This window comes from Pseudomonas indica NBRC 103045, from assembly GCF_002091635.1.
GTDB classification, from domain to species: domain Bacteria; phylum Pseudomonadota; class Gammaproteobacteria; order Pseudomonadales; family Pseudomonadaceae; genus Pseudomonas_M; species Pseudomonas_M indica.
In genome coordinates this window covers 1-17,935 of record NZ_BDAC01000015.1, presented here as the reverse complement: position 1 = coordinate 17,935, position 17,935 = coordinate 1, and the positions used below count along the sequence as shown (strand labels likewise).

At 67.7% G+C, this 17,935-nt stretch carries 20 protein-coding genes, 1 tRNA gene and 1 riboswitch; of the genes, 18 read left to right on the top strand and 3 right to left on the bottom strand.

What is annotated here, in order from left to right:
• Positions 1-5 precede the first annotated feature (5 nt).
• Positions 6-326, top strand: coding sequence for a hypothetical protein (locus tag PIN01S_RS17705; protein WP_084337388.1), 321 nt, complete (start codon positions 6-8; stop codon positions 324-326).
• 124 nt (positions 327-450) lie between these two features.
• Positions 451-526: transfer RNA gene (locus PIN01S_RS17700), tRNA-Ala, on the top strand.
• Between the two features lie 45 nt (positions 527-571).
• On the opposite strand, the gene PIN01S_RS17695 is transcribed toward PIN01S_RS17700, so the two are convergent.
• Together PIN01S_RS17695 and PIN01S_RS17690 are read right to left on the bottom strand one after the other, a co-directional pair.
• Positions 572-1,189, bottom strand: a complete 618-nt coding sequence (locus PIN01S_RS17695; protein WP_084337386.1) for a nitroreductase family protein — start codon at positions 1,187-1,189, stop codon at positions 572-574.
• Between the two features lie 27 nt (positions 1,190-1,216).
• Positions 1,217-2,137: an EamA family transporter gene (locus PIN01S_RS17690; RefSeq protein WP_212633068.1), complete on the bottom strand. Its 921-nt coding sequence runs from the start codon at positions 2,135-2,137 to the stop codon at positions 1,217-1,219.
• Between the two features lie 73 nt (positions 2,138-2,210).
• On the opposite strand from PIN01S_RS17690, the gene PIN01S_RS17685 reads away from it, so the two are divergent.
• Positions 2,211-2,723, top strand: a complete 513-nt coding sequence (locus PIN01S_RS17685) for a MarR family winged helix-turn-helix transcriptional regulator (RefSeq protein ID WP_084337384.1) — start codon at positions 2,211-2,213, stop codon at positions 2,721-2,723.
• A 116-nt stretch (positions 2,724-2,839) separates the two neighbouring features.
• Positions 2,840-4,471, top strand: coding sequence for an ATP-binding response regulator (locus PIN01S_RS17680; RefSeq protein ID WP_084337382.1), 1,632 nt, complete (start codon positions 2,840-2,842; stop codon positions 4,469-4,471).
• A gap of 7 nt (positions 4,472-4,478) precedes the next feature.
• On the opposite strand, the gene PIN01S_RS17675 is transcribed toward PIN01S_RS17680, so the two are convergent.
• Positions 4,479-5,120, bottom strand: a complete 642-nt coding sequence (locus PIN01S_RS17675; RefSeq protein ID WP_084337380.1) for a LuxR C-terminal-related transcriptional regulator — start codon at positions 5,118-5,120, stop codon at positions 4,479-4,481.
• Positions 5,121-5,275: 155 nt separating this feature from the next.
• Between PIN01S_RS17675 and PIN01S_RS17670 the strand changes: the two genes are divergently transcribed.
• From PIN01S_RS17670 to PIN01S_RS17605, 14 genes are all read left to right on the top strand, one after another.
• Positions 5,276-5,596: a hypothetical protein gene (locus PIN01S_RS17670; protein ID WP_084337378.1), complete on the top strand. Its 321-nt coding sequence runs from the start codon at positions 5,276-5,278 to the stop codon at positions 5,594-5,596.
• A 141-nt stretch (positions 5,597-5,737) separates the two neighbouring features.
• Positions 5,738-6,004 carry a hypothetical protein gene (locus PIN01S_RS17665; RefSeq protein ID WP_084337376.1) on the top strand — a complete coding sequence of 89 codons (267 nt, stop codon included), beginning with the start codon at positions 5,738-5,740 and terminating at the stop codon, positions 6,002-6,004.
• A 123-nt stretch (positions 6,005-6,127) separates the two neighbouring features.
• Positions 6,128-6,341, top strand: a riboswitch (cobalamin riboswitch).
• A 113-nt stretch (positions 6,342-6,454) separates the two neighbouring features.
• Positions 6,455-8,311: a TonB-dependent vitamin B12 receptor gene (gene btuB, locus PIN01S_RS17660; RefSeq protein ID WP_425287680.1), complete on the top strand. Its 1,857-nt coding sequence runs from the start codon at positions 6,455-6,457 to the stop codon at positions 8,309-8,311.
• Between the two features lie 29 nt (positions 8,312-8,340).
• Positions 8,341-8,928 (top strand): hypothetical protein, encoded by a 588-nt coding sequence (locus tag PIN01S_RS17655; protein WP_084337372.1) that lies wholly within the window; start codon positions 8,341-8,343, stop codon positions 8,926-8,928.
• Positions 8,912-9,523 carry a cob(I)yrinic acid a,c-diamide adenosyltransferase gene (gene cobO, locus PIN01S_RS17650; protein WP_084337370.1) on the top strand — a complete coding sequence of 204 codons (612 nt, stop codon included), beginning with the start codon at positions 8,912-8,914 and terminating at the stop codon, positions 9,521-9,523. Before PIN01S_RS17655 ends, cobO begins: the two co-directional genes overlap by 17 nt.
• Complete coding sequence (locus PIN01S_RS17645) at positions 9,520-10,815, top strand: cobyrinic acid a,c-diamide synthase CobB (RefSeq protein ID WP_084337368.1); 1,296 nt, start codon at positions 9,520-9,522, stop codon at positions 10,813-10,815. The genes cobO and PIN01S_RS17645 overlap by 4 nt, the downstream gene beginning before the upstream one ends.
• On the top strand, positions 10,812-11,462 hold the full coding sequence (bluB, locus tag PIN01S_RS17640; RefSeq protein ID WP_084337366.1) for a 5,6-dimethylbenzimidazole synthase: 651 nt from the start codon (positions 10,812-10,814) through the stop codon (positions 11,460-11,462). Before PIN01S_RS17645 ends, bluB begins: the two co-directional genes overlap by 4 nt.
• On the top strand, positions 11,459-12,475 hold the full coding sequence (cbiB, locus tag PIN01S_RS17635) for an adenosylcobinamide-phosphate synthase CbiB (protein WP_084337364.1): 1,017 nt from the start codon (positions 11,459-11,461) through the stop codon (positions 12,473-12,475). The genes bluB and cbiB overlap by 4 nt, the downstream gene beginning before the upstream one ends.
• Positions 12,468-13,463: a threonine-phosphate decarboxylase CobD gene (gene cobD / locus PIN01S_RS17630; protein ID WP_084337362.1), complete on the top strand. Its 996-nt coding sequence runs from the start codon at positions 12,468-12,470 to the stop codon at positions 13,461-13,463. The genes cbiB and cobD overlap by 8 nt, the downstream gene beginning before the upstream one ends.
• A complete protein-coding gene (locus PIN01S_RS17625; RefSeq protein ID WP_084337360.1) occupies positions 13,460-14,932 on the top strand; it encodes a cobyric acid synthase in 1,473 nt (490 codons plus the stop codon). Before cobD ends, PIN01S_RS17625 begins: the two co-directional genes overlap by 4 nt.
• Before the next feature lie 10 nt (positions 14,933-14,942).
• Positions 14,943-15,464, top strand: coding sequence for a bifunctional adenosylcobinamide kinase/adenosylcobinamide-phosphate guanylyltransferase (gene cobU / locus PIN01S_RS17620; protein ID WP_084337358.1), 522 nt, complete (start codon positions 14,943-14,945; stop codon positions 15,462-15,464).
• Complete coding sequence (cobT, locus tag PIN01S_RS17615; RefSeq protein WP_084337356.1) at positions 15,461-16,516, top strand: nicotinate-nucleotide--dimethylbenzimidazole phosphoribosyltransferase; 1,056 nt, start codon at positions 15,461-15,463, stop codon at positions 16,514-16,516. The genes cobU and cobT overlap by 4 nt, the downstream gene beginning before the upstream one ends.
• Positions 16,513-17,073: a histidine phosphatase family protein gene (locus PIN01S_RS17610; RefSeq protein ID WP_084337354.1), complete on the top strand. Its 561-nt coding sequence runs from the start codon at positions 16,513-16,515 to the stop codon at positions 17,071-17,073. The genes cobT and PIN01S_RS17610 overlap by 4 nt, the downstream gene beginning before the upstream one ends.
• On the top strand, positions 17,070-17,798 hold the full coding sequence (locus tag PIN01S_RS17605; protein WP_084337476.1) for an adenosylcobinamide-GDP ribazoletransferase: 729 nt from the start codon (positions 17,070-17,072) through the stop codon (positions 17,796-17,798). Before PIN01S_RS17610 ends, PIN01S_RS17605 begins: the two co-directional genes overlap by 4 nt.
• The last annotated feature ends 137 nt before the right edge of the window (positions 17,799-17,935 follow it).

The following is a 17,935-nucleotide window of genomic DNA, read 5'->3' as shown; positions in this document are numbered from 1 at the left end:
CCGTCATGCCTGAACCGATTCGCCTGCCGCCTCAACCCGACGCCTGTGAACTCTGTGGTCGCCAGGCGCCCCTGACCCGGCACCACCTGATTCCCAAAGCCCTGCACGACAAGCCCTATGTGCAGAAGCGCTACGCGAAGAGCGAGCGTATCACCGCCACTCTCTGGGTCTGCCGTCCCTGCCACAACCAGATCCACAAGCTGTTCAGCGAGAAGGAGCTGGCACTGACCTTCAACAGCCGCGACGCCCTGCTGGCCGACTCACGCCTCCGTCAATTCGTCGACTGGCTGTCGACCAAACCGGCCGGCTTCGTCCCCAGGCACTGACGATGACGAGCCTGCCCGAAGGCCCCATTCGCCACCTCCGAGCCTTGGCTCGGCAGGCGACACGAACCATTGCCGGGTCCCTATTGCGAGGCGCATTTCGTCAGGCTACAGTCAGCGCCACATCGGGCCGATAGCTCAGCTGGGAGAGCGCCGCGTTCGCAATGCGGAGGTCGGGAGTTCGATCCTCCTTCGGTCCACCATCTCGAAAAGGCTTGGCCATCGGCCAGGCCTTTTTTCCTTTCCGCTCAGGCGAATTCGAGCACGTCCCGCAACGGCAGGCGCGGCTTCTGCGGCCAGTTGCCCGGCGCCGGGTAGCCCACGGTCACCAGGATCACCGGAATCTCCGTTTCCGCCAGCTGGAATTCCCGCGCCACGCCCGCGGGGTCGAAGCCGCTCATCGAGCCGCTGGACAGACCCATGCCCTCGGCGGCGAGCATCAGCGTCATCGCCGCCAGGGAGGCCGAACGGATCGCCTCGTCGCGTTGCAGGGTCGGGTTGTCGCTGTGCGAGCGTGCGGCCATTGTCACCCAGCCGTCGAACACCGAGCGATCGAGGATGCCGGCCTCGACCGATGGGCGAAGCACCTCGGGCAGGCGTTCGTGGGCGGCCAGCGTGCCGCAGATGATGAAGGTGACCGGGGCGTCCACTACTTTCTGCTGACCGAAGGCGACCGTTTTCAGACGCTGTTTGGCCTCCGCCGAGCGCACGGCGATGAATTTCCAATTCTGGAAGTTGAAAGCCGAAGGTGCCCGGGTGGCCAGGCGGACCAACTCCTCGATCAACGCCTCCGGTACATCGCGGCGGGTGTCGTAGTAGTTGGCGGAGATGCGTGACTCGATGAGCGTGCGGATGGGGTTGTCCATGGTGTCGTTCCGTCGGAGGAATGGGATTCAGGCCGGGCGGCCGGTGGCCAGGGTTATTTCGGTGGGGCGGGGCGTCGACGACGCGCGGCCGGCTTGCCATTGCACGGCCAGGACGCTGCCGAGCACCATCAGCAACCCCACCAGCGACAGGCCGCCCATGGCCTGGCCTAGCAGGGCCCAGCCGAGGATCACCGCGGTCAGCGGGCTCAACAGGCCGAGCGAGGAGACGGCCACCGGTGTCAGCCGGGCGATGCCGCGGAACCACAGCCCATAGGCGAGCAGTGCGCCGACCAGCGATAGATAGGCATAGCCCAGCCACTGGACCGGCGTCAGGACCGGCAGGGGCGGGTCGGCGACCCAGGCGACCGGGACCAGCATCAACCCGCCGGCCAGCAGTTGCCAGCCGGTGAAGGCCAGCACCGGTATGTTGGTCTGCCAGCGACGTGCCAGGAAGTTGCCCGCCGCCATGCAGATCGCGCCGGTCAGCGCGGCGGTGACGCCGATGGGGTCCCAGACCGAGTCCGGGGACAGCAGCAGGGCGGCCATGCCGACGATGCCCATCAGGCTGGCCCATACGGCGAGGGCCGCCGGTTGGCGTCGGTCGACCGCCCAGACCAGGCCCATCACCAACAGCGGCTGGATCGCGCCGACCACCGCCGCGAGCCCGCCCGGCAGCCGATAGGCGGCGACGAACAGCAGGGCCTGGAAGAAGCCGATGTTCAGTGCGGCGAGAACGAGCAGGCGACCCCATTCGCGACGGCCGGGCAGGTGCCGGGCGAACAGCACCAGCAGCAGGCCGGCCGGCAGGCAGCGCAGAACGGCGGCGATGAAGGGCCGGTCGGGCGGCAGCAGTTCGGTCGTGACGATATAGGTGGAGCCCCAGATGGCTGGGGCCAGGGCGGTCATGAGAACATCCAGCCAGGCCATGTGGCGATGTGTACTGATCATGGAGATATCTTCAATTCAAGATAAATCCAGGCTAAGGCGGATTTATCTTGATTTCAAGTTAAATGAGGTGGCGATGAGTTCGGAGCGACGGGTGGATGCGGTGGAGGTCATTCTCGATCAATGGCGGCGCGAACGGCCTGACCTGGACGTTACGCCCATGGGGCTCATCGGCCGGGCCAAGCGCTGTTCGGCATTGCTACAACGCCGGCTGGACGAGGTGTTCGCCCGCTTCGGGATGAGCGGTTGGGAATTCGATGTCCTGGCCACCCTGCGGCGCTCGGGCGCGCCGTACCGGCTGGCGCCGACCGCGCTGTTCTCGTCGCTGATGGTCACCTCCGGCACCATGACCCACCGCCTGCAGCGTCTGGAGGCGGCTGGCTGGATACAGCGGGTGCCCAATCCCAGCGATGCGCGCAGCCTGCTGGTGCAACTGACCGACGAGGGGTTGGCGCTGATCGACCGCGCCGTGGAGGCCCATGTGGAGAACGAGCGGCGCATCCTCGAACCCCTGGCAGCACAGGACCGGGCAGCGCTGGAGGCAGGGCTGGTGGCGTTGCTGGCCATTCTGGAGCCCACCGAAGACTGAGCCGGTCTGCCGTCGGTCGGTAAATTCGCCGTGTAGGCGGGGGAAGACCTGCCCTCGAAGCGCCCCGACCGTATCATTTCTGAGCCACTGGAGCGGAACCGGCGAGGCACAGGGACATGTCGAGACAGAACAACACAGGCGATACCGAGCGCTCCCAGGCCATCGTGCGCCTGATCATCATCTTTCTGGCCATCCTCTACGTGGCGATCGTCCTCGCCGCCGGCTATGCACCGCCGGAGCGGACCCTGCCGATCCTGATCTACAGCGTGGGCTCCTTCACGTTCTCGCTGGGATTGTTCGCTGTCATCGTGCGCTGGCCCGGCATGTATCCGCTGCGCCGGTTGAGCGGCATGCTCAACGACTACATGGGCATCACCTTCGCCATGGTGATGGGCGGGGAAGCCCTGCTGCCGCTGTTCGCCGTCCTGCTGTGGGTGACGGTGGGCAACGGTCTGCGTTTCGGCTCGCGCTACCTGGCGGTCGCCACCGGAATGGCGCTGCTGACGCTTGGCATCGTCGCCTGGCTGAACACCTACTGGCTGGAGCATCCCTATCAGGTGGCGACCCTGGCGCTCACCACCATCATCGTGCCAGCCTACGCGCATCTCCTGCTGAACCAGACTCGCCGCGCTTCCGAGGAGGCCACGGCCGCCACGCAGGCGAAATCCCGCTTCCTGGCCCAGGCTAGCCACGACCTGCGCCAGCCCATCCACTCCATCAGCCTATTCACCGCCTGCCTGCGCGATGCGGAACTCGGCGCGCAAGAACGACAGATGGTGGACAACATCGACCGTTCGCTGCACAGCGTGTCGCAACTGTTCCGTTCGATCCTCGACATCTACACCCTGGACAACGGCAAGGTGGTGCCGCGTCCGGAGGTGATACCGCTGCAGCCGCTGCTTGAGGACCTGTTGCTGCAGAACGCCGAGGCGGCGCGCTGGGCGGGCGTGGAGATCAAGCTCCGGCCGACCCGTTGCTGCGTCCGCTGCGACCCCGGCCTGCTCACCACCATGCTGCAGAACCTGCTGTCCAACGCCCTCAAGTACGCGCCGGGGCGCCCGGTGCTGATCGGCTGTCGGCGGCGCGGCGGTGGCGTGGCTATCGAGCTGTACGACCGGGGCGGCGGCATCGCCACGGAGCATCTGGCGCAGGTGTTCGAGGAGTTCTACCGGGTCCGCCAGCCGCGCGACAAGGACATCGAGGGCGTCGGGTTGGGGTTGTCCATCGTCAGGCGCCTCGGTGATCTGATGGGGCTGCAAGTACGGATCGCCTCGCGGCCGGGGCGTGGCACGTTGGTGGTGGTCCAGGGCCTGGAGCGGGCCAGCCCGGCGGAGTTGCGTCCGGCGACCGGCCGCGCGCTGCCGTCCCAGCTACTGGAGGGCTTGCATGTAACCCTCATTGAGGACGACCGGCGCGTGTTGCAGGCCACCGCGAGCCTGCTGGAAAAATGGGGCTGTGTGGTTCGCATGGAAACCGCGATGCCGGATGGCGGTGGGCACTGCGACCTGATCGTCACCGATTACGATCTCGGTACCGAAGTGTCCGGCGCGGACTGCATCGCGCGCCTGCGCCACCTGCATGGCCGGCGGATTCCCGCCGTGGTGATCACCGGACACGACGTCAAGCGCGTCCAGGAAGCGGTGGGCGACAAGGACATCCCGGTGCTGGCCAAGCCGGTCCGGCCAGCGGAGCTGCGTTCGGTGCTGAGCGCGCTGCGTCTGGGCGCGAAGGCCCAGGCGGCGGCCTGATCGCGGCTCAGAGTCCGGCCTTCGCCGCCTTGGCCGCCAAGGCCGAGCGCGTGCCGACGTTGAGTGCACGCAGCAGCGACGACACGTGGATGCGCACGGTGAACGGCGAAATCTCCAGCTTGCGGGCGATCTCCTTGTTCGACAGGCCATCGGCGACCAGGCGCAGTACGTCGCGCTGACGCGGGGTCAGCGGCTCCAGGGGGGCAGGGGGCTCGTGCCGGGCCGGGACCAGGCCGCTGGGCGAGAACTTCACCACGAACTCGCCGTTGCGGACGGCGGCGAGGGCGGCACCGATCTCGTCGGGGGAAACGGACTTGCCGATGAAGCCATCGGCGCCGGCGGCCATGATGTCCTGGATCAGCGCGGCGTCATCCACCATCGACACGATGACGATGGAGCTGCTGCGGAACTCCTGGCGCAGCTCGCCGATACTGCGCGTCGAATCGAGGCCGGGGAAGAGCAGGTCGAGGACGAAGGTGTCCGGCGGTTCCTCGCTTGCGCGGGCGCAGGCGAGCACTTCTTCCATGCAGCCGGCTTCCTGTACCTGGGCGCCGGGGAATTGCTTCAGGACGATGCGTTTCAAACCATCGCGGAACACCGGGTGGTCATCGGCAACGATGATTCGATCTTTTACCGTTCGCTCGTGCATGCGTTGTGGGTCTTATCGTGGATTAGCCCCAGCCTAGCCAAAAAGAGACATTGTGCCGAGACGCGGTGCGTCGTCCCATAGCCCATCCGTACTAATCGACCCTTCGTCGGGTGCTGTCGATAATTCCGCCGACACCCCCTCGCAAGGAGCCGTCCATGTCACTCGCAAAACTTTCCTCGGCCTGCCTGGCCTCGCTGCTCATCGCGGGTTGCAGCTCGATCGCTTCCGGCACCAATACCCTCACCGACGACCGCATCAAGTCCGAAACGTCGGGGGCGCTGGGTTACTCGCCGGAAGATCTCACCATCGTCAGCCGCCGGACCGAAGGGGTGAACACCTACGTGGCCCTGCAGACCCGCGACAAGAAGGAATTCAACTGCATCATCAACGGCGGCAACCTGCTCAGCTTCGGCATGACCAACCCGCCCATGTGCAGCCGCAAGGGCGAGCCGATCAAGGCCATGCCGTTCCAGTGAGGGGGCCGTTCATCCGGCGTCCGCCGCAGTAGTACACCTGTCGTATTGGTCCCGATTGGAGATCGGCGAAGCATACGAACCGTAGCAGTTTCATCCATCGAGCCGAGAAGCGGTTCGGCGTTTACTGAAAGGGACATTCATATGAAACCGTTCGTCATGGCGATTGCGCTGCCTGCCCTGTTGCTCGGCGTGGGCGGATGCGGAACGCTGCAACCTTCCTCCACCTACCTGCCGCAAGGGCAGGCCGCACCCGCTGGCGGGGCATCGCAGTTCTCGGCGGCACAGCCGAACCAGGTCAACGGCATTCTCAACGACCTGATCCGGACAGCCACCGATACCATGGCCACCGAACTGAACAGAAGCATGCAGGACAAGATCCAGGAGGCCGGCAGCAACCTGCGCAACTGAGCAGTACCTCCACCGGGCCCCAGCAGTGCCCGGTGGGCGGTTTACCGGGGCCGCGGCCCGTGTCGCCCGAGACAGGCCGCGTTTTCGCCGGGCGCCGTTGACGCCCGTTCCTTCTCTCACTAACCTCCGCACCTTGCTTCAGGTGCCCCTTGGCCATGTGCCGAAGGGGTGAAACAGGGAAGCCGGTTCATTCGCACGAAGAATCCGGCGCTGCCCCCGCAACGGTAGGCGAGTCAACGACCGCAACGCAGCCACTGTGCCACAGGCATGGGAAGGCGCGGTCGGGAACAGAGTTCCGCTCGCGAGCCCGGAGACCGGCCTGTCGCATCCATTGGCATCGCGGAGGGCTTTGCCGGGCTCGCGGGGCGTTTCGCCGTCGCGGTCGCCGTCCGTTCTCCGCTGCCGTATCCAGCCCATGTCGCGCGGGTGGCACGACGGAGAACGATCTTGATTCGCAAGCCTTTGCTGAGGCCGGCGGCGTACGCGCTGCTGGGCCTGTCTTCCTTTCCCCTGGCCCAGGCGGCCGGCCCCCTGAGCCTCGATGAGCAGGTGGTGACCGCCACCCGCACGGCGCGGACCGCCGAGCAGAACCTGGCCGCAGTCACCGTGATCGACCGTGCCGAGATCGAGCGCAGTCAGGCGCAATCGGTGCCGGAGCTGCTGAAGAAGGTGCCAGGCGTTTCCCTGACCAGCAATGGCGGGCCGGGTAAGACCACCTCGCTGTTCATGCGCGGTACCAACTCCAACCACGTGCTGGTGCTGATCGACGGCATCAAGGTCGGCTCGGTGAGCTCCGGGGCCGCGGCGTTCCAAGACCTGCCAGTGGAACTGATCGAGCGCATCGAGGTGGTGCGTGGGCCGCGTTCCAGCCTCTACGGTTCCGAGGCCATCGGCGGGGTGATCCAGATCTTCACCCGCCGGGGCACGGGACAGGGCGCCAAGCCGTTCTTCTCCGCCGGCTACGGCACCCACGACAGCTACAACGGCAGCGTTGGCGTGTCCGGCGGCGATGGGCGCGGCTGGTACAGCCTCGGCATCAGCGGCCAGGACACCGACGGGATAAACGCCAAGACCGCCGACGCCAGCGGCTATGAGAACGATGCCGATGGCTACCGCAACCTGTCGGGCACGCTGAGCGCCGGCTACCGCTTCGACAACGGCCTGGAGCTGGACGGCAACCTGCTGCAGGCCAAGGCCCACAACGACTACGACCAAGTGAACCGCCGCCGTACCGCCGGCTTTGGCGCCAATGCCGACGGGGTGCAGAAGGTGATCGGCGGGCGCGCGCGTTTCGCTCCGCTGGAACCCTGGCTGGTGACCCTGCAAGTGGGGCGCAGCGAAGACAAGTCCGACAGCTACCTGGACGGCGCCTTCGAGTCGCGCTTCGACAGCCGCCGCGACAGCGCCAGTTGGCAGAACGACCTCAGCCTCGCCGAAGGCCATACCCTAAGCCTTGGCTTCGACCATCAGCGCGACGAAGTCAACGGCACCACCGATTACGTCGAGGATTCCCGCGACAACACCGGCGCCTTCGTCCAGTACCTGGGCGAATACGGCCGGCACGACTGGCAACTGTCGCTGCGCCGCGACGACAACGAACAGTTCGGCGACCACGACACCGGCAACGCCGCCTGGGGCTACGCGCTCAGCGACGCGCTGCGGCTGACTGCCAGCTACGGTACGGCCTTCAAGGCGCCGACTTTCAACCAGCTCTACTTCCCCGGCTTCGGCAACCCGAACCTGGACGCGGAAACCTCGCGCAGCCTGGAGGCCGGTCTCTCCGGCAAGCATGGCTGGGGGCACTGGTCGGTGAACGCCTATCGCACCTCCATCGACAACCTGATCGCCAACGTGCGGGTGAACGGCAACCTGCGCGCCGAGGGTGTCGACAAGGCACGCATCCGTGGCCTCGAACTGGCGCTCGGCAGCACGCTGCTCGGTTGGGACTGGTCCGCCAACTACACCCTGATGGATGCGGAAAACCGCTCCAAACGGGGCGATCTCTACGGCAAGGACCTCAACCGGCGACCCTCGCAACTGTTCAACCTCGACGTGGACCGGGCCTTCGGCGACTTCAGCGTCGGCGCCAGCCTGCACGCCCAGGATTCCAGCTACGACGACCTGGACAACCAGACCGAACTGGCCGGCTTCGCCACCCTCGACCTGCGCGGCGAATACCGCATCGACAAGGTCTGGCGCCTGCAGACGCGCCTGGCCAACCTGTTCGACGCCGACTACCGCACCATCGAAGGCTTCAACCAGCCGGGCCAGGCGGTGTACGTCACCGTGCGCTACCAGGCCTTGTAAGGAACCGTTTCCAGGAAAGGAGAACCACCATGCTCAGACTGCCACCCCGTGTCCAACTGGTCGTCGGTATCGCCCTGGCGCTGCTGATGGCCATGACCCGAGGCCAACACTTCGCCACCGTCAACCTGCCCAGCGCGTCCTGGGCGGTGTTTTTCCTCGCCGGTATCTTCCTGCGGCCGCGCTGGGTGTTCCCGGCGCTGTTCATCGAGGCGTCGCTGCTGGATTTCGCCGCGATCCAGTGGGCGGGAGTGAGCGACTGGTGCGTGTCGCCGGCCTACTGGCTGCTGCTGCCGGCCTACGGCTCGCTGTGGTTCGGCGGGCACCTGTACGCCGGCTGGCACCGTAACGAATGGGTCAGCCTGGCCACGTTGATCTTGACCCTGGTGGTCAGCGCCTTCGTCTGCTACCTGTTCTCCGGCGGCGGCTTCTACTACTTCTCCGGACGCTACCCGGAACCGATCTTCGCCGAATTCGTGCAGCGCATCGGCATGTACTACCCACGCTACTTCGCCAGTCTGGCGCTGTACGTCGGCATCGCGGCGGTGCTCTATACGGGCACCTTCGCACTGTTCGGACACCCACGACCCCTGGAGAACCCCGATGAGCGAATCGGCTGACCGCGACGCGCGGCACAAGGCGCGGATGGCGCGCAAGAAAGCCATCGTCGACGAGAAGATCGCCCAGGCGACCGACGAATACGGCCTGCTGCTGGTGCACACCGGCAACGGCAAGGGTAAGAGCAGCTCGGCCTTCGGCATGGTGGCCCGCGCCCTGGGGCACGGCATGAAGGTCGGGGTGGTGCAGTTCATCAAGGGCGCCGCCACCTCCGGCGAGGAACTGTTCTTCCGCCGCTTCCCCGAGGAGGTGCGTTACCACGTGATGGGCGAGGGCTACACCTGGGAAACCCAGGATCGCCAGCGCGATATCGAGAAAGCCCGCCAGGCCTGGGTAGTGGCAACGGAGTTGCTGAGCGACCCGGATATCGGCCTGGTGGTGCTGGACGAACTGAACATCGCCCTCAAGCACGGCTATCTGGAGCTGGACCAGGTGCTGGCCGACATCGCCGCGCGTCCGCTGTACCAGCACGTGGTGGCCACCGGTCGGGGAGCGCCGCCGGGATTGGTCGAGGCAGCGGACACCGTCACCGAGATGGCTCTGGTCAAGCACGCCTTCAAGGCTGGGGTGAAGGCGCAGAAAGGCGTTGAGTTTTGAACGGCGTCCGCCCATGCCCCGCGTTGCTGGTCGCCGCACCGGCGTCCGGCCAGGGCAAGACCACCGTCACCGCCGCGCTCGCCCGTCTGCACAGCCGCCAGGGGCGACGGGTGCGGGTGTTCAAGTGCGGACCGGACTTCCTCGACCCGATGATTCTCGCCCGCGCCAGCGGCCAGCCGGTCTACCAACTGGACCTATGGATGGTGGGCGAGGCGGAGAGCCGGTGCCTGCTCTGGGAGGCTGCCGGCGAGGCCGACCTGATTCTCATCGAAGGGGTAATGGGGCTGTTCGACGGCGCGCCGTCCGCCGCCGACCTGGCGCGGCGTTTCGGTGTGCCGGTGCTGGCCGTGATCGACGGCTCGGCCATGGCGCAGACCTTCGGCGCCCTGGCCCATGGGCTGGCCAGCTACCAACCGGACCTGCCGTTCGCCGGCGTGCTCGGCAACCGCACCGGTAGTGCGCGGCATGGCGAGATCCTGCGCGATTGCCTGCCGGACGGTATCCGCTGGTTCGGTGCCTTGCCGCGCAGCGCCGGCATCGAGCTGCCCAGTCGTCACTTGGGGCTGGTGCAGGCGGAGGAACTGGCCGACCTGGATACGCGCCTGGACCAGGCCGCCGATGCCCTGGCCGCCAGCGCGTCGGTGGATCTGCCGCCAGCCGTGTGCTTCGCCTCTCCAGAACCCGCGGATATTTCGCCGCTGCTGGACGGGGTGCGTATCGGCGTGGCGCGGGATGCCGCCTTCGCCTTTCTCTACCAGGGCAATCTCGATTTGCTGCGGCGGCTCGGCGCCGAGCTGACGTTCTTCTCGCCCTTGCATGACCAAGCCCTGCCGGACGTGGACGGCCTCTACCTGCTCGGCGGCTACCCGGAACTGCATTTGCAGGCACTGGCCGGGAACCGGCCGATGGCCGAGGCGATCCGCGCCCATCATGCCGCCGACAAGCCGATCCTCGCCGAATGCGGCGGCATGCTCTACCTGCTCGATGCCCTCGTCGATGTGGAGGGCCAGCGGGCATCCATGCTCGGGTTGCTGCCGGGCGAGGCGCGTATGCAGCCACGCCTGACGGCCCTGGCGTTGCAGGAAGTCGAGCTGCCGGAAGGCCGCTTGCGTGGGCATACCTTCCATCATTCGGCATTGCAGACGGCGCTGGAGCCGCTGGCGCGTGGCCAGTGCCCGAATTATCGGCGTACCGCCGAAGCCGTCTACCGCCGAGGTCGGCTGACCGCTTCCTACATTCACTTTTATCTGCCGTCCGCGCCCGCCGCAGCGGCGGCCTTGTTCCGGCCATGAGCGAGCACGCTTTCACGCCCGAGGAGCGCGCGGCGGTCTACCGAGCCATCGCCGAGCGCCGTGACATGCGCCATTTCACTGGCGGCGAAGTGGCGCCGGAGCTGCTGGCCCGCCTGCTGGAAGCGGCGCATTGCGCGCCCAGCGTCGGCCTGATGCAGCCTTGGCGTTTCATCCGCATCACCGATGGCGCGTTGCGCGAGGCCATCCATGGGTTGGTGGAGGAGGAGCGGGTTCGTACCGCCGAAGCCCTGGGCGAACGCTCCGATGAATTCATGCGGTTGAAGGTGGAGGGCGTCCGCGATTGCGCCGAGCTGCTGGTCGCCGCCTTGATGGAGGGACGCGAGGAGCATGTGTTCGGCCGGCGCACCTTGCCGGAAATGGACCTGGCGTCCCTGGCCTGCGCCATTCAGAATCTCTGGCTCGCTGCCCGCGCCGAAGGGCTGGGACTGGGCTGGGTGTCGCTGTTCGATCCCGATGCCCTGGCCCGGCTGCTGGACATGCCGGTGGGCAGCAAACCGGTGGCGGTGCTCTGCCTGGGACCGGTCGAGGCCTTTTACCCGGCACCGATGCTGGCGCTGGAAGGCTGGGCGCAGCCGCGGCCATTGGCCGATCTGCTCTACGAAAATCATTGGGAGCGAAACGCATGAGCCTGGTTTTTCTCACCTGTGCCGGGGTGGCGCTGGACGCCTGGTTGGGCGAGCCACAGCGGCGCCATCCGCTGGTGGCGTTCGGGCGCCTGGCCAACCGGATCGAGGCCCGTTTCAATGGCCCGGCATCCGCCGCGGAGGCTGCCGGGCATCCGCACGATCGAGCCGCCGCTCTCTGGGAGCGCGCTCGGGTTTCATTGCTTCCGCCCGTTCAGGCGCAGGAAGGCGAGACGGGCCGGGGCTGGCGCAGCCATGGCGTCACCGCCTGGTGTCTGGCGGTGACGCCGCCGACGCTGTTGGTCTGGCTGCTGAGCCTGTCGCCGCACTTCGGCTGGTTCGTGGAAGTGCTCGCCTTGTACTTCGCCCTCGGCCTGCGCAGTCTGTACGACCACGCCATGCCGGTGGCCCAGGCCCTGCGCCTCGGCGATCTGGCGGAGGCGCGGCGGCGGGTCGGCTTCATGGTCAGCCGCGACACCTCGCAACTGGACGAGACCGGCGTGGCCCGCGCGGCCACCGAATCGGTACTGGAGAACGGCAGCGATGCAGTGTTCGCCGCGCTGTTCTGGTTCGTCCTGCTCGGCGCGCCGGGCGTGGTGCTCTATCGCCTGAGCAATACCCTGGATGCCATGTGGGGCTATCGCAACGCCCGTTTCGAACGCTTCGGCTGGGCGGCGGCGCGCATCGACGATCTGCTCAATTACCTGCCGGCGCGATTGGTGGCGTTGACCTACGCGCTGCAAGGTCGCACGCGCCGGGCCCTGGCCTGCTGGTGGCGACAGGCCCCCGCCTGGGACAGCCCCAATGCCGGTCCGGTGATGGCGGCCGGTGCCGGCGCCCTGGGTGTTCTCCTGGGCGGGCCGGCGATCTACCACGGCGAGCGCCACGAGCGGCCGCCGCTGGGCGAGGGCCGTGCGCCCTTGGCTCGGGACATCGAACGGGCGCTGAATCGGGTCTGGGGCGGCGTCGCACTCTGGTTGGCGCTGCTGGTGCTCTGGGGCGTCTGGCATGCTTGAGCACGGCGGACAACTGCGTGCGGCGGCGCATCGCTACGGGATTCCCGAGGCGGGCTGGCTCGATCTTTCCACCGGCATTTCGCCTTGGCCCTGGGCGCTGGCAGAGCTGCCGGCGAGCACCTGGACCCGTCTGCCGGAGGCCGGCGATGGCCTGGAGGCGGCGGCCTGCGCCTATTACGGCTGCAGCCAGTTGCTGCCGGTGCCGGGCTCGCAGGCGGCGATCCAACAGTTGCCCCGCCTGTGGCCGCGTCCGGCCCGTGTCGCGGTGCTGTCGCCCTGTTATGCCGAACACGCCCATGGCTGGCGCGCGGCCGGCCACGATGTGCTGGAGCTGGACGACGACGCGGTGGAGCCGTTGCTCGACAGCCTGGACGTGCTGGTGGCGGTCAACCCGAACAACCCGACCGGCCGGCTGCTGGCGCCGCAACGCCTCCTCGACTGGCATGCCCGTCTGGCCGAGCGCGGCGGCTGGCTGCTGGTGGACGAAGCTTTCATGGATGCCACCCCGGCACTGAGCCTGGCGGCCAGCAGCGACCGGCCCGGGCTCATCGTGCTGCGCTCGTTCGGCAAATTCTTCGGCCTGGCCGGAGTGCGCCTGGGGTTCGTGCTGGCCGAGGCATCCTTGTTACTGAAGCTTGCCGAGCGGCTTGGTCCCTGGGCGGTGAGCGGGCCGGCACGGGCGCTCGGGCGCCTGTGTCTGGAGGAGAGCGAGCACCATGCACAGCAGCGCCAGCGCCAATTGCAGGCGAGCCATCGTCTGGCGCAACTGCTGACCGAACGGGGCCTGCCGCCGCGTGGTGGCAGCGCGCTGTTCCAATGGGTGGCAAGCGAGCGGGCCGAGCGGCTGTACGACGGGCTGGCCCGGCAGGGTGTGCTGGTCCGGCTGTTCCGAGAGCCGGCGAGCCTGCGTTTCGGCCTGCCGGCGGACGATCCGGCCTGGGACCGGCTCGACCAGGCACTGGCAGCCTTGCGCAAGGATTTCCCATGACCACCCTGATGGTACAGGGCACCACCTCCGACGCCGGCAAGAGCACCCTGGTGACCGCGCTGTGCCGCTGGCTGCGCCGCCAGGGCGTGACGGTGGTGCCGTTCAAGCCGCAGAACATGGCGCTGAACAGCGCGGTGACCGCCGACGGCGGCGAGATCGGCCGGGCCCAGGCGGTCCAGGCCCAGGCCGCCGGGCTGGCGCCGCATACCGACATGAACCCGGTGCTGCTCAAGCCCAACACCGACATCGGCGCCCAGGTGATCATCCATGGCCGCGCCGTCGCCAGCATGGACGCCGTGGCCTATCACGATTACAAACGCGTCGCCCGCGAGGCCGTGCTGGCTTCCCATGCCCGGCTCAGCGCGGCGCACCGGGTGGTGATGGTGGAAGGCGCCGGTTCGCCGGCGGAAATCAACCTGCGCGCCAACGACATCGCCAACATGGGCTTCGCCGAGGCGGTGGACTGCCCGGTGATCCTCATTGCCGACATCGACCGGGGCGGCGTCTTCGCCCATCTGGTCGGGACCCTGGCGTTGCTTTCGGAAAGCGAACGGGCGCGGGTCCGGGGCTTCGTGATCAACCGCTTCCGGGGCGATCTCGCTTTGTTGCAACCGGGCCTCGACTGGTTGGAAGCCCATACCGGCAAGCCGGTGCTGGGCGTGCTGCCGTACCTGACGGATTTCCATCTGGAAGCCGAGGACGCCATCGATACCCGCCAGTCGGCCAAGAGCGACGAAACGCTGCGGGTGGTGGTGCCGGTGATGCCGCGCATCAGTAACCACACCGACTTCGATCCGCTGCGCCTGCACCCGCAGGTCGACCTGCGCTTCGTCGGGCCCGGCCAGCCGATTCCCTCGGCCGACCTGATCGTCCTGCCGGGTTCGAAGAGCGTGCGCGCCGACCTGGACTTCCTGCGTGCCAATGGCTGGGATGCGGCGATCCAGCGGCACCTGCGCTATGGCGGCCGGTTGCTGGGCATCTGCGGCGGCCTGCAGATGCTCGGGCGGCGTATCGACGATCCGCTCGGGCTGGAAGGCGAGGCGGGGAGCAGCGCGGGGCTGGGCCTGCTGGATTTCGTCACGCGGTTGGAGGCGGAAAAGCAGTTGCGCAATGTCCAGGGTCGCCTGTGCCTGGAGGGTGCGCCAGTGAGCGGCTACGAGATCCACGCCGGTGTCAGCCAGGGGCAGGCCTTGGAGCACGCTGCCGTCCGCCTGGACGATGACCGCCTTGACGGCGTGTTCAGCGAGGACGGAGCGGTGCTCGGCACCTACCTGCATGGCCTGTTCGAGCAGCCTGCGGCTTGCGGTGCGCTGCTGCGCTGGGCCGGCCTTGAGGCTCCGCAGACCATCGACTACCACGCGCTGCGCGAACGCGACATCGAGCGGCTGGCCGATCTGGTGGAGCGGCATCTGGATACGGCCCGCCTGCGCCACCTCTGTGGCCTCGGCGAGCCCTCTTCCCTGTCTTGAAGGCGAATCCATGATCGAACTGATTCTCGGCGGTGCCCGTTCCGGCAAAAGCCGCCTGGCAGAGCGTCTGGCGATGGAAAGCGGACCGGAGGTCTGCTATATCGCCACCAGTCAATCGCTTGATGGCGAAATGGCATCTCGTATTGCGCGGCACCGCCAACGCCGTCCGGAGCACTGGCACCTGGTCGAGGAACCTTTGGCGCTGGCGCGCGTGCTGGGCGAGCAGGCCGCTCCCGGTCGTTGCCTGCTGGTGGACTGCCTGACCCTCTGGCTGACCAACCTGCTGATGCTGGACGACCCGGCGCGTCTCGACGCCGAGCGCGACGCGCTGCTGGAATGCCTGCCGCAGCTGCCTGGGCGGGTCTTGCTGGTGAGCAACGAGACCGGGTTGGGTGTGGTGCCGCTGGGCGAGTTGAGCCGGCGCTACGTGGATGAGGCCGGCTGGCTGCATCAGTCGCTGGCCGAGCGCTGCGAGCGGGTGGTCTTTTGTGTGGCGGGGTTGCCGATGGTCTTGAAAGGAGCACAACTATGAACCTGTCGTGGTGGGAAGCGGCTTGCCGTCCCCTGGATCTGGAGGCGCAGCGCGAAGCCCTGGCACGCCAGGATCAATTGACCAAGCCGCGTGGCTCGTTGGGCCGCCTGGAGTCGCTGGCCACCACCCTGGCGGGCATGCAGGGCACTGCGCGGCCTGCCGTCGACACACTGTGGATTGCTGTGTTCGCCGGCGACCACGGGGTGGTCGAGGAGGGTGTTTCGGCCTACCCGCAGGCGGTCACCGGGCAGATGCTGCGCAACTTCGTCGAAGGCGGTGCGGCGGTCAGCGTGCTGGCGCGGCAGCTCGATGCGGCGCTGGAGGTGATCGACCTGGGCACCGCCGTTCCCCTGGTGCCGTTGCCCAACGTGCGCCACCTTAACCTGGGGCCCGGCACGCAGAATTTCGTCCACGACCAGGCCATGACCTACGCCCAGTGTCTGATCGCCCTCGAGGCCGGTCGCGACAGCGTGCGCCGTGCCCGCGAGGCGGGGGCGCAGTTGTATATCGGCGGGGAGATGGGCATCGGCAACAGCACGGCCGCCAGCGCCCTGGCCTGTGCCCTGCTGGACCTGCCGGCGCGGGCGCTGGTCGGGCCCGGCACCGGCCTCGATGCCTCCGGTGTGCGGCACAAGGCGGCGGTGGTGGACTGCGCCCTGGTGCTGCATGGCGAGCATCTCGCCGATCCGCTGCAATGCCTGCTGCGCCTGGGCGGCTTCGAAATCGCGGCACTGGCCGGCGCCTACCTGGCCTGCGCCCAGCAAGGTTTGCCTGTGCTGGTGGATGGTTTCATCTGCAGCGCCGCCGCCCTGGTCGCCACCTGCCTCAACCCCGGTTGTCGCGATTGGCTGCTGTTCTCCCATCGCGGGGCCGAGCCGGGGCATGCCCTGATCCTCGACGCCTTGCAGGCCGAGCCGCTGCTCGAACTCGGGCTGCGCCTGGGCGAGGGGAGCGGGGCGGCGCTGGCGGTGCCGCTGTTGCAGATGGCCTGCCGCCTGCACAACGAAATGGCCACCTTCGCCGAAGCGGCGGTGGCGGATCGTCCGGCATGAATGTGCAGCTGGACCTGCTGCGCCACGGCGAGACGGAGCGGGGTGGCGGTTTTCGCGGCAGCCTGGACGATGCGCTGACGCCGGCCGGCTGGGCTCAAATGCGCACCGCCATCGCCGACACCGGCCCCTGGGACCGGCTTGTCAGCTCGCCGTTGTTGCGTTGTGCCGACTTCGCTCGCGCGTTGGCCGCGGAGACCGGTGTGCCGCTGCATCTGGAGGTCGACCTGCGAGAGCTGCATTTCGGCGCTTGGGAAGGGCACAGTGCCGCCGAGTTGATGGAGACCGAGGCCGATGCGCTCGGCCGTTTCTGGGCCGATCCTTATGCCTTCACCCCGCCGGATGGCGAAGCGCTGGAAGCCTTCGAAGCCCGTGTATTGACGGCGGTCCAGCGGTTGGCCCGGCAGTTCGCCGGAGAACGCCTGCTGGTCATCACCCATGGCGGCGTGATGCGCCTGTTGCTGGCCCGTGCTCGCGGGCTGGAGCGGCGCGCGTTGCTGTCGGTCGACGTGGAACACGGCTCGCTGCATCGGCTCGAATGGCCTTGCGAGGCGGCATGACGGCCTTCCTGATCGCCTTGCAGTTCCTGACCCGGTTGCCGGTGCGCCTGGCTGGCATGCCGGCGGCGGAACAACTGGGTCGTTCGCTGCTCTGGTACCCGGTCGTCGGGGCGCTGCTCGGCGGTGCCTTGCTGCTGCTCGACCGGCTGCTGGACGGTGCGCCGCCCTTGCTGCATGCGGGCCTGTTGCTGGCGTTCTGGGTGTTCGCCAGCGGCGCGCTGCATCTCGACGGGTTGGCCGATACGGCGGACGCCTGGGTGGGCGGGCTCGGCGACCGCGAGCGCACCCTGGCGATCATGAAGGACCCGCGCAGCGGACCCATCGCCGTGGTGGTTCTGGTGATCGTACTGCTGCTCAAGTTCGCCGCCCTGGCCGCGCTGGTCGAAGGCGGGCAATGGTCCGCACTTTTGCTGGCGCCTGTGCTCGGGCGTACCGCCTTGCTGGCGTTGTTCCTCTCGACGCCTTACGTGCGCCCGGGCGGCCTTGGCCAGGCCCTGGCCGATCATCTGCCACGGCAGCAGGGCTGGGGTGTGCTCGGCGTGGCGGCCGTGGGTTGCCTGCTCTTCGGCTGGAGCGGGCTGTTGGCCTTGCTGGCCGCCGCTGCCGTGTGCGGTCTGGTCCGCCAGAGGCTCATGGCGCGCCTGGGCGGAACCACCGGCGACACTGCCGGCGCTCTGCTGGAGCTGGTGGAGTGTGGGGTGCTGGTGGTTCTCGCCCTCGGCTAGGCTCTGTACGAAAAGTGCCTGCGCTCGGTGATGCGTCGTTAAAAATCGGCTCGGAATGCTCATTTACAGCACGTAAACTCCGCTTCCTCACCGATTTTTGCCTAGCCTGACCTTCGCTCGGCGACTTTTCGTACAGA

What these genes read in the sequence shown, in the direction of transcription:
- PIN01S_RS17655 (WP_084337372.1), top strand. Translation starts at nt 8,341, where the DNA reads ATGCTCAGACTGCCACCCCGTGTCCAACTGGTCGTCGGTATCGCCCTG.
- cobO (WP_084337370.1), top strand. Translation starts at nt 8,912, where the DNA reads ATGAGCGAATCGGCTGACCGCGACGCGCGGCACAAGGCGCGGATGGCG.
- PIN01S_RS17610 (WP_084337354.1), top strand. Translation starts at nt 16,513, where the DNA reads ATGAATGTGCAGCTGGACCTGCTGCGCCACGGCGAGACGGAGCGGGGT.
- cobD (WP_084337362.1), top strand. Translation starts at nt 12,468, where the DNA reads ATGCTTGAGCACGGCGGACAACTGCGTGCGGCGGCGCATCGCTACGGG.
- PIN01S_RS17605 (WP_084337476.1), top strand. Translation starts at nt 17,070, where the DNA reads ATGACGGCCTTCCTGATCGCCTTGCAGTTCCTGACCCGGTTGCCGGTG.
- PIN01S_RS17670 (WP_084337378.1), top strand. Translation starts at nt 5,276, where the DNA reads ATGTCACTCGCAAAACTTTCCTCGGCCTGCCTGGCCTCGCTGCTCATC.
- PIN01S_RS17685 (WP_084337384.1), top strand. Translation starts at nt 2,211, where the DNA reads ATGAGTTCGGAGCGACGGGTGGATGCGGTGGAGGTCATTCTCGATCAA.
- bluB (WP_084337366.1), top strand. Translation starts at nt 10,812, where the DNA reads ATGAGCGAGCACGCTTTCACGCCCGAGGAGCGCGCGGCGGTCTACCGA.
- cbiB (WP_084337364.1), top strand. Translation starts at nt 11,459, where the DNA reads ATGAGCCTGGTTTTTCTCACCTGTGCCGGGGTGGCGCTGGACGCCTGG.
- cobT (WP_084337356.1), top strand. Translation starts at nt 15,461, where the DNA reads ATGAACCTGTCGTGGTGGGAAGCGGCTTGCCGTCCCCTGGATCTGGAG.
- PIN01S_RS17680 (WP_084337382.1), top strand. Translation starts at nt 2,840, where the DNA reads ATGTCGAGACAGAACAACACAGGCGATACCGAGCGCTCCCAGGCCATC.
- PIN01S_RS17695 (WP_084337386.1), bottom strand. Translation starts at nt 1,189, where the DNA reads ATGGACAACCCCATCCGCACGCTCATCGAGTCACGCATCTCCGCCAAC.
- PIN01S_RS17675 (WP_084337380.1), bottom strand. Translation starts at nt 5,120, where the DNA reads ATGCACGAGCGAACGGTAAAAGATCGAATCATCGTTGCCGATGACCAC.
- PIN01S_RS17705 (WP_084337388.1), top strand. Translation starts at nt 6, where the DNA reads ATGCCTGAACCGATTCGCCTGCCGCCTCAACCCGACGCCTGTGAACTC.
- PIN01S_RS17665 (WP_084337376.1), top strand. Translation starts at nt 5,738, where the DNA reads ATGAAACCGTTCGTCATGGCGATTGCGCTGCCTGCCCTGTTGCTCGGC.
- PIN01S_RS17625 (WP_084337360.1), top strand. Translation starts at nt 13,460, where the DNA reads ATGACCACCCTGATGGTACAGGGCACCACCTCCGACGCCGGCAAGAGC.
- cobU (WP_084337358.1), top strand. Translation starts at nt 14,943, where the DNA reads ATGATCGAACTGATTCTCGGCGGTGCCCGTTCCGGCAAAAGCCGCCTG.
- PIN01S_RS17690 (WP_212633068.1), bottom strand. Translation starts at nt 2,137, where the DNA reads ATGATCAGTACACATCGCCACATGGCCTGGCTGGATGTTCTCATGACC.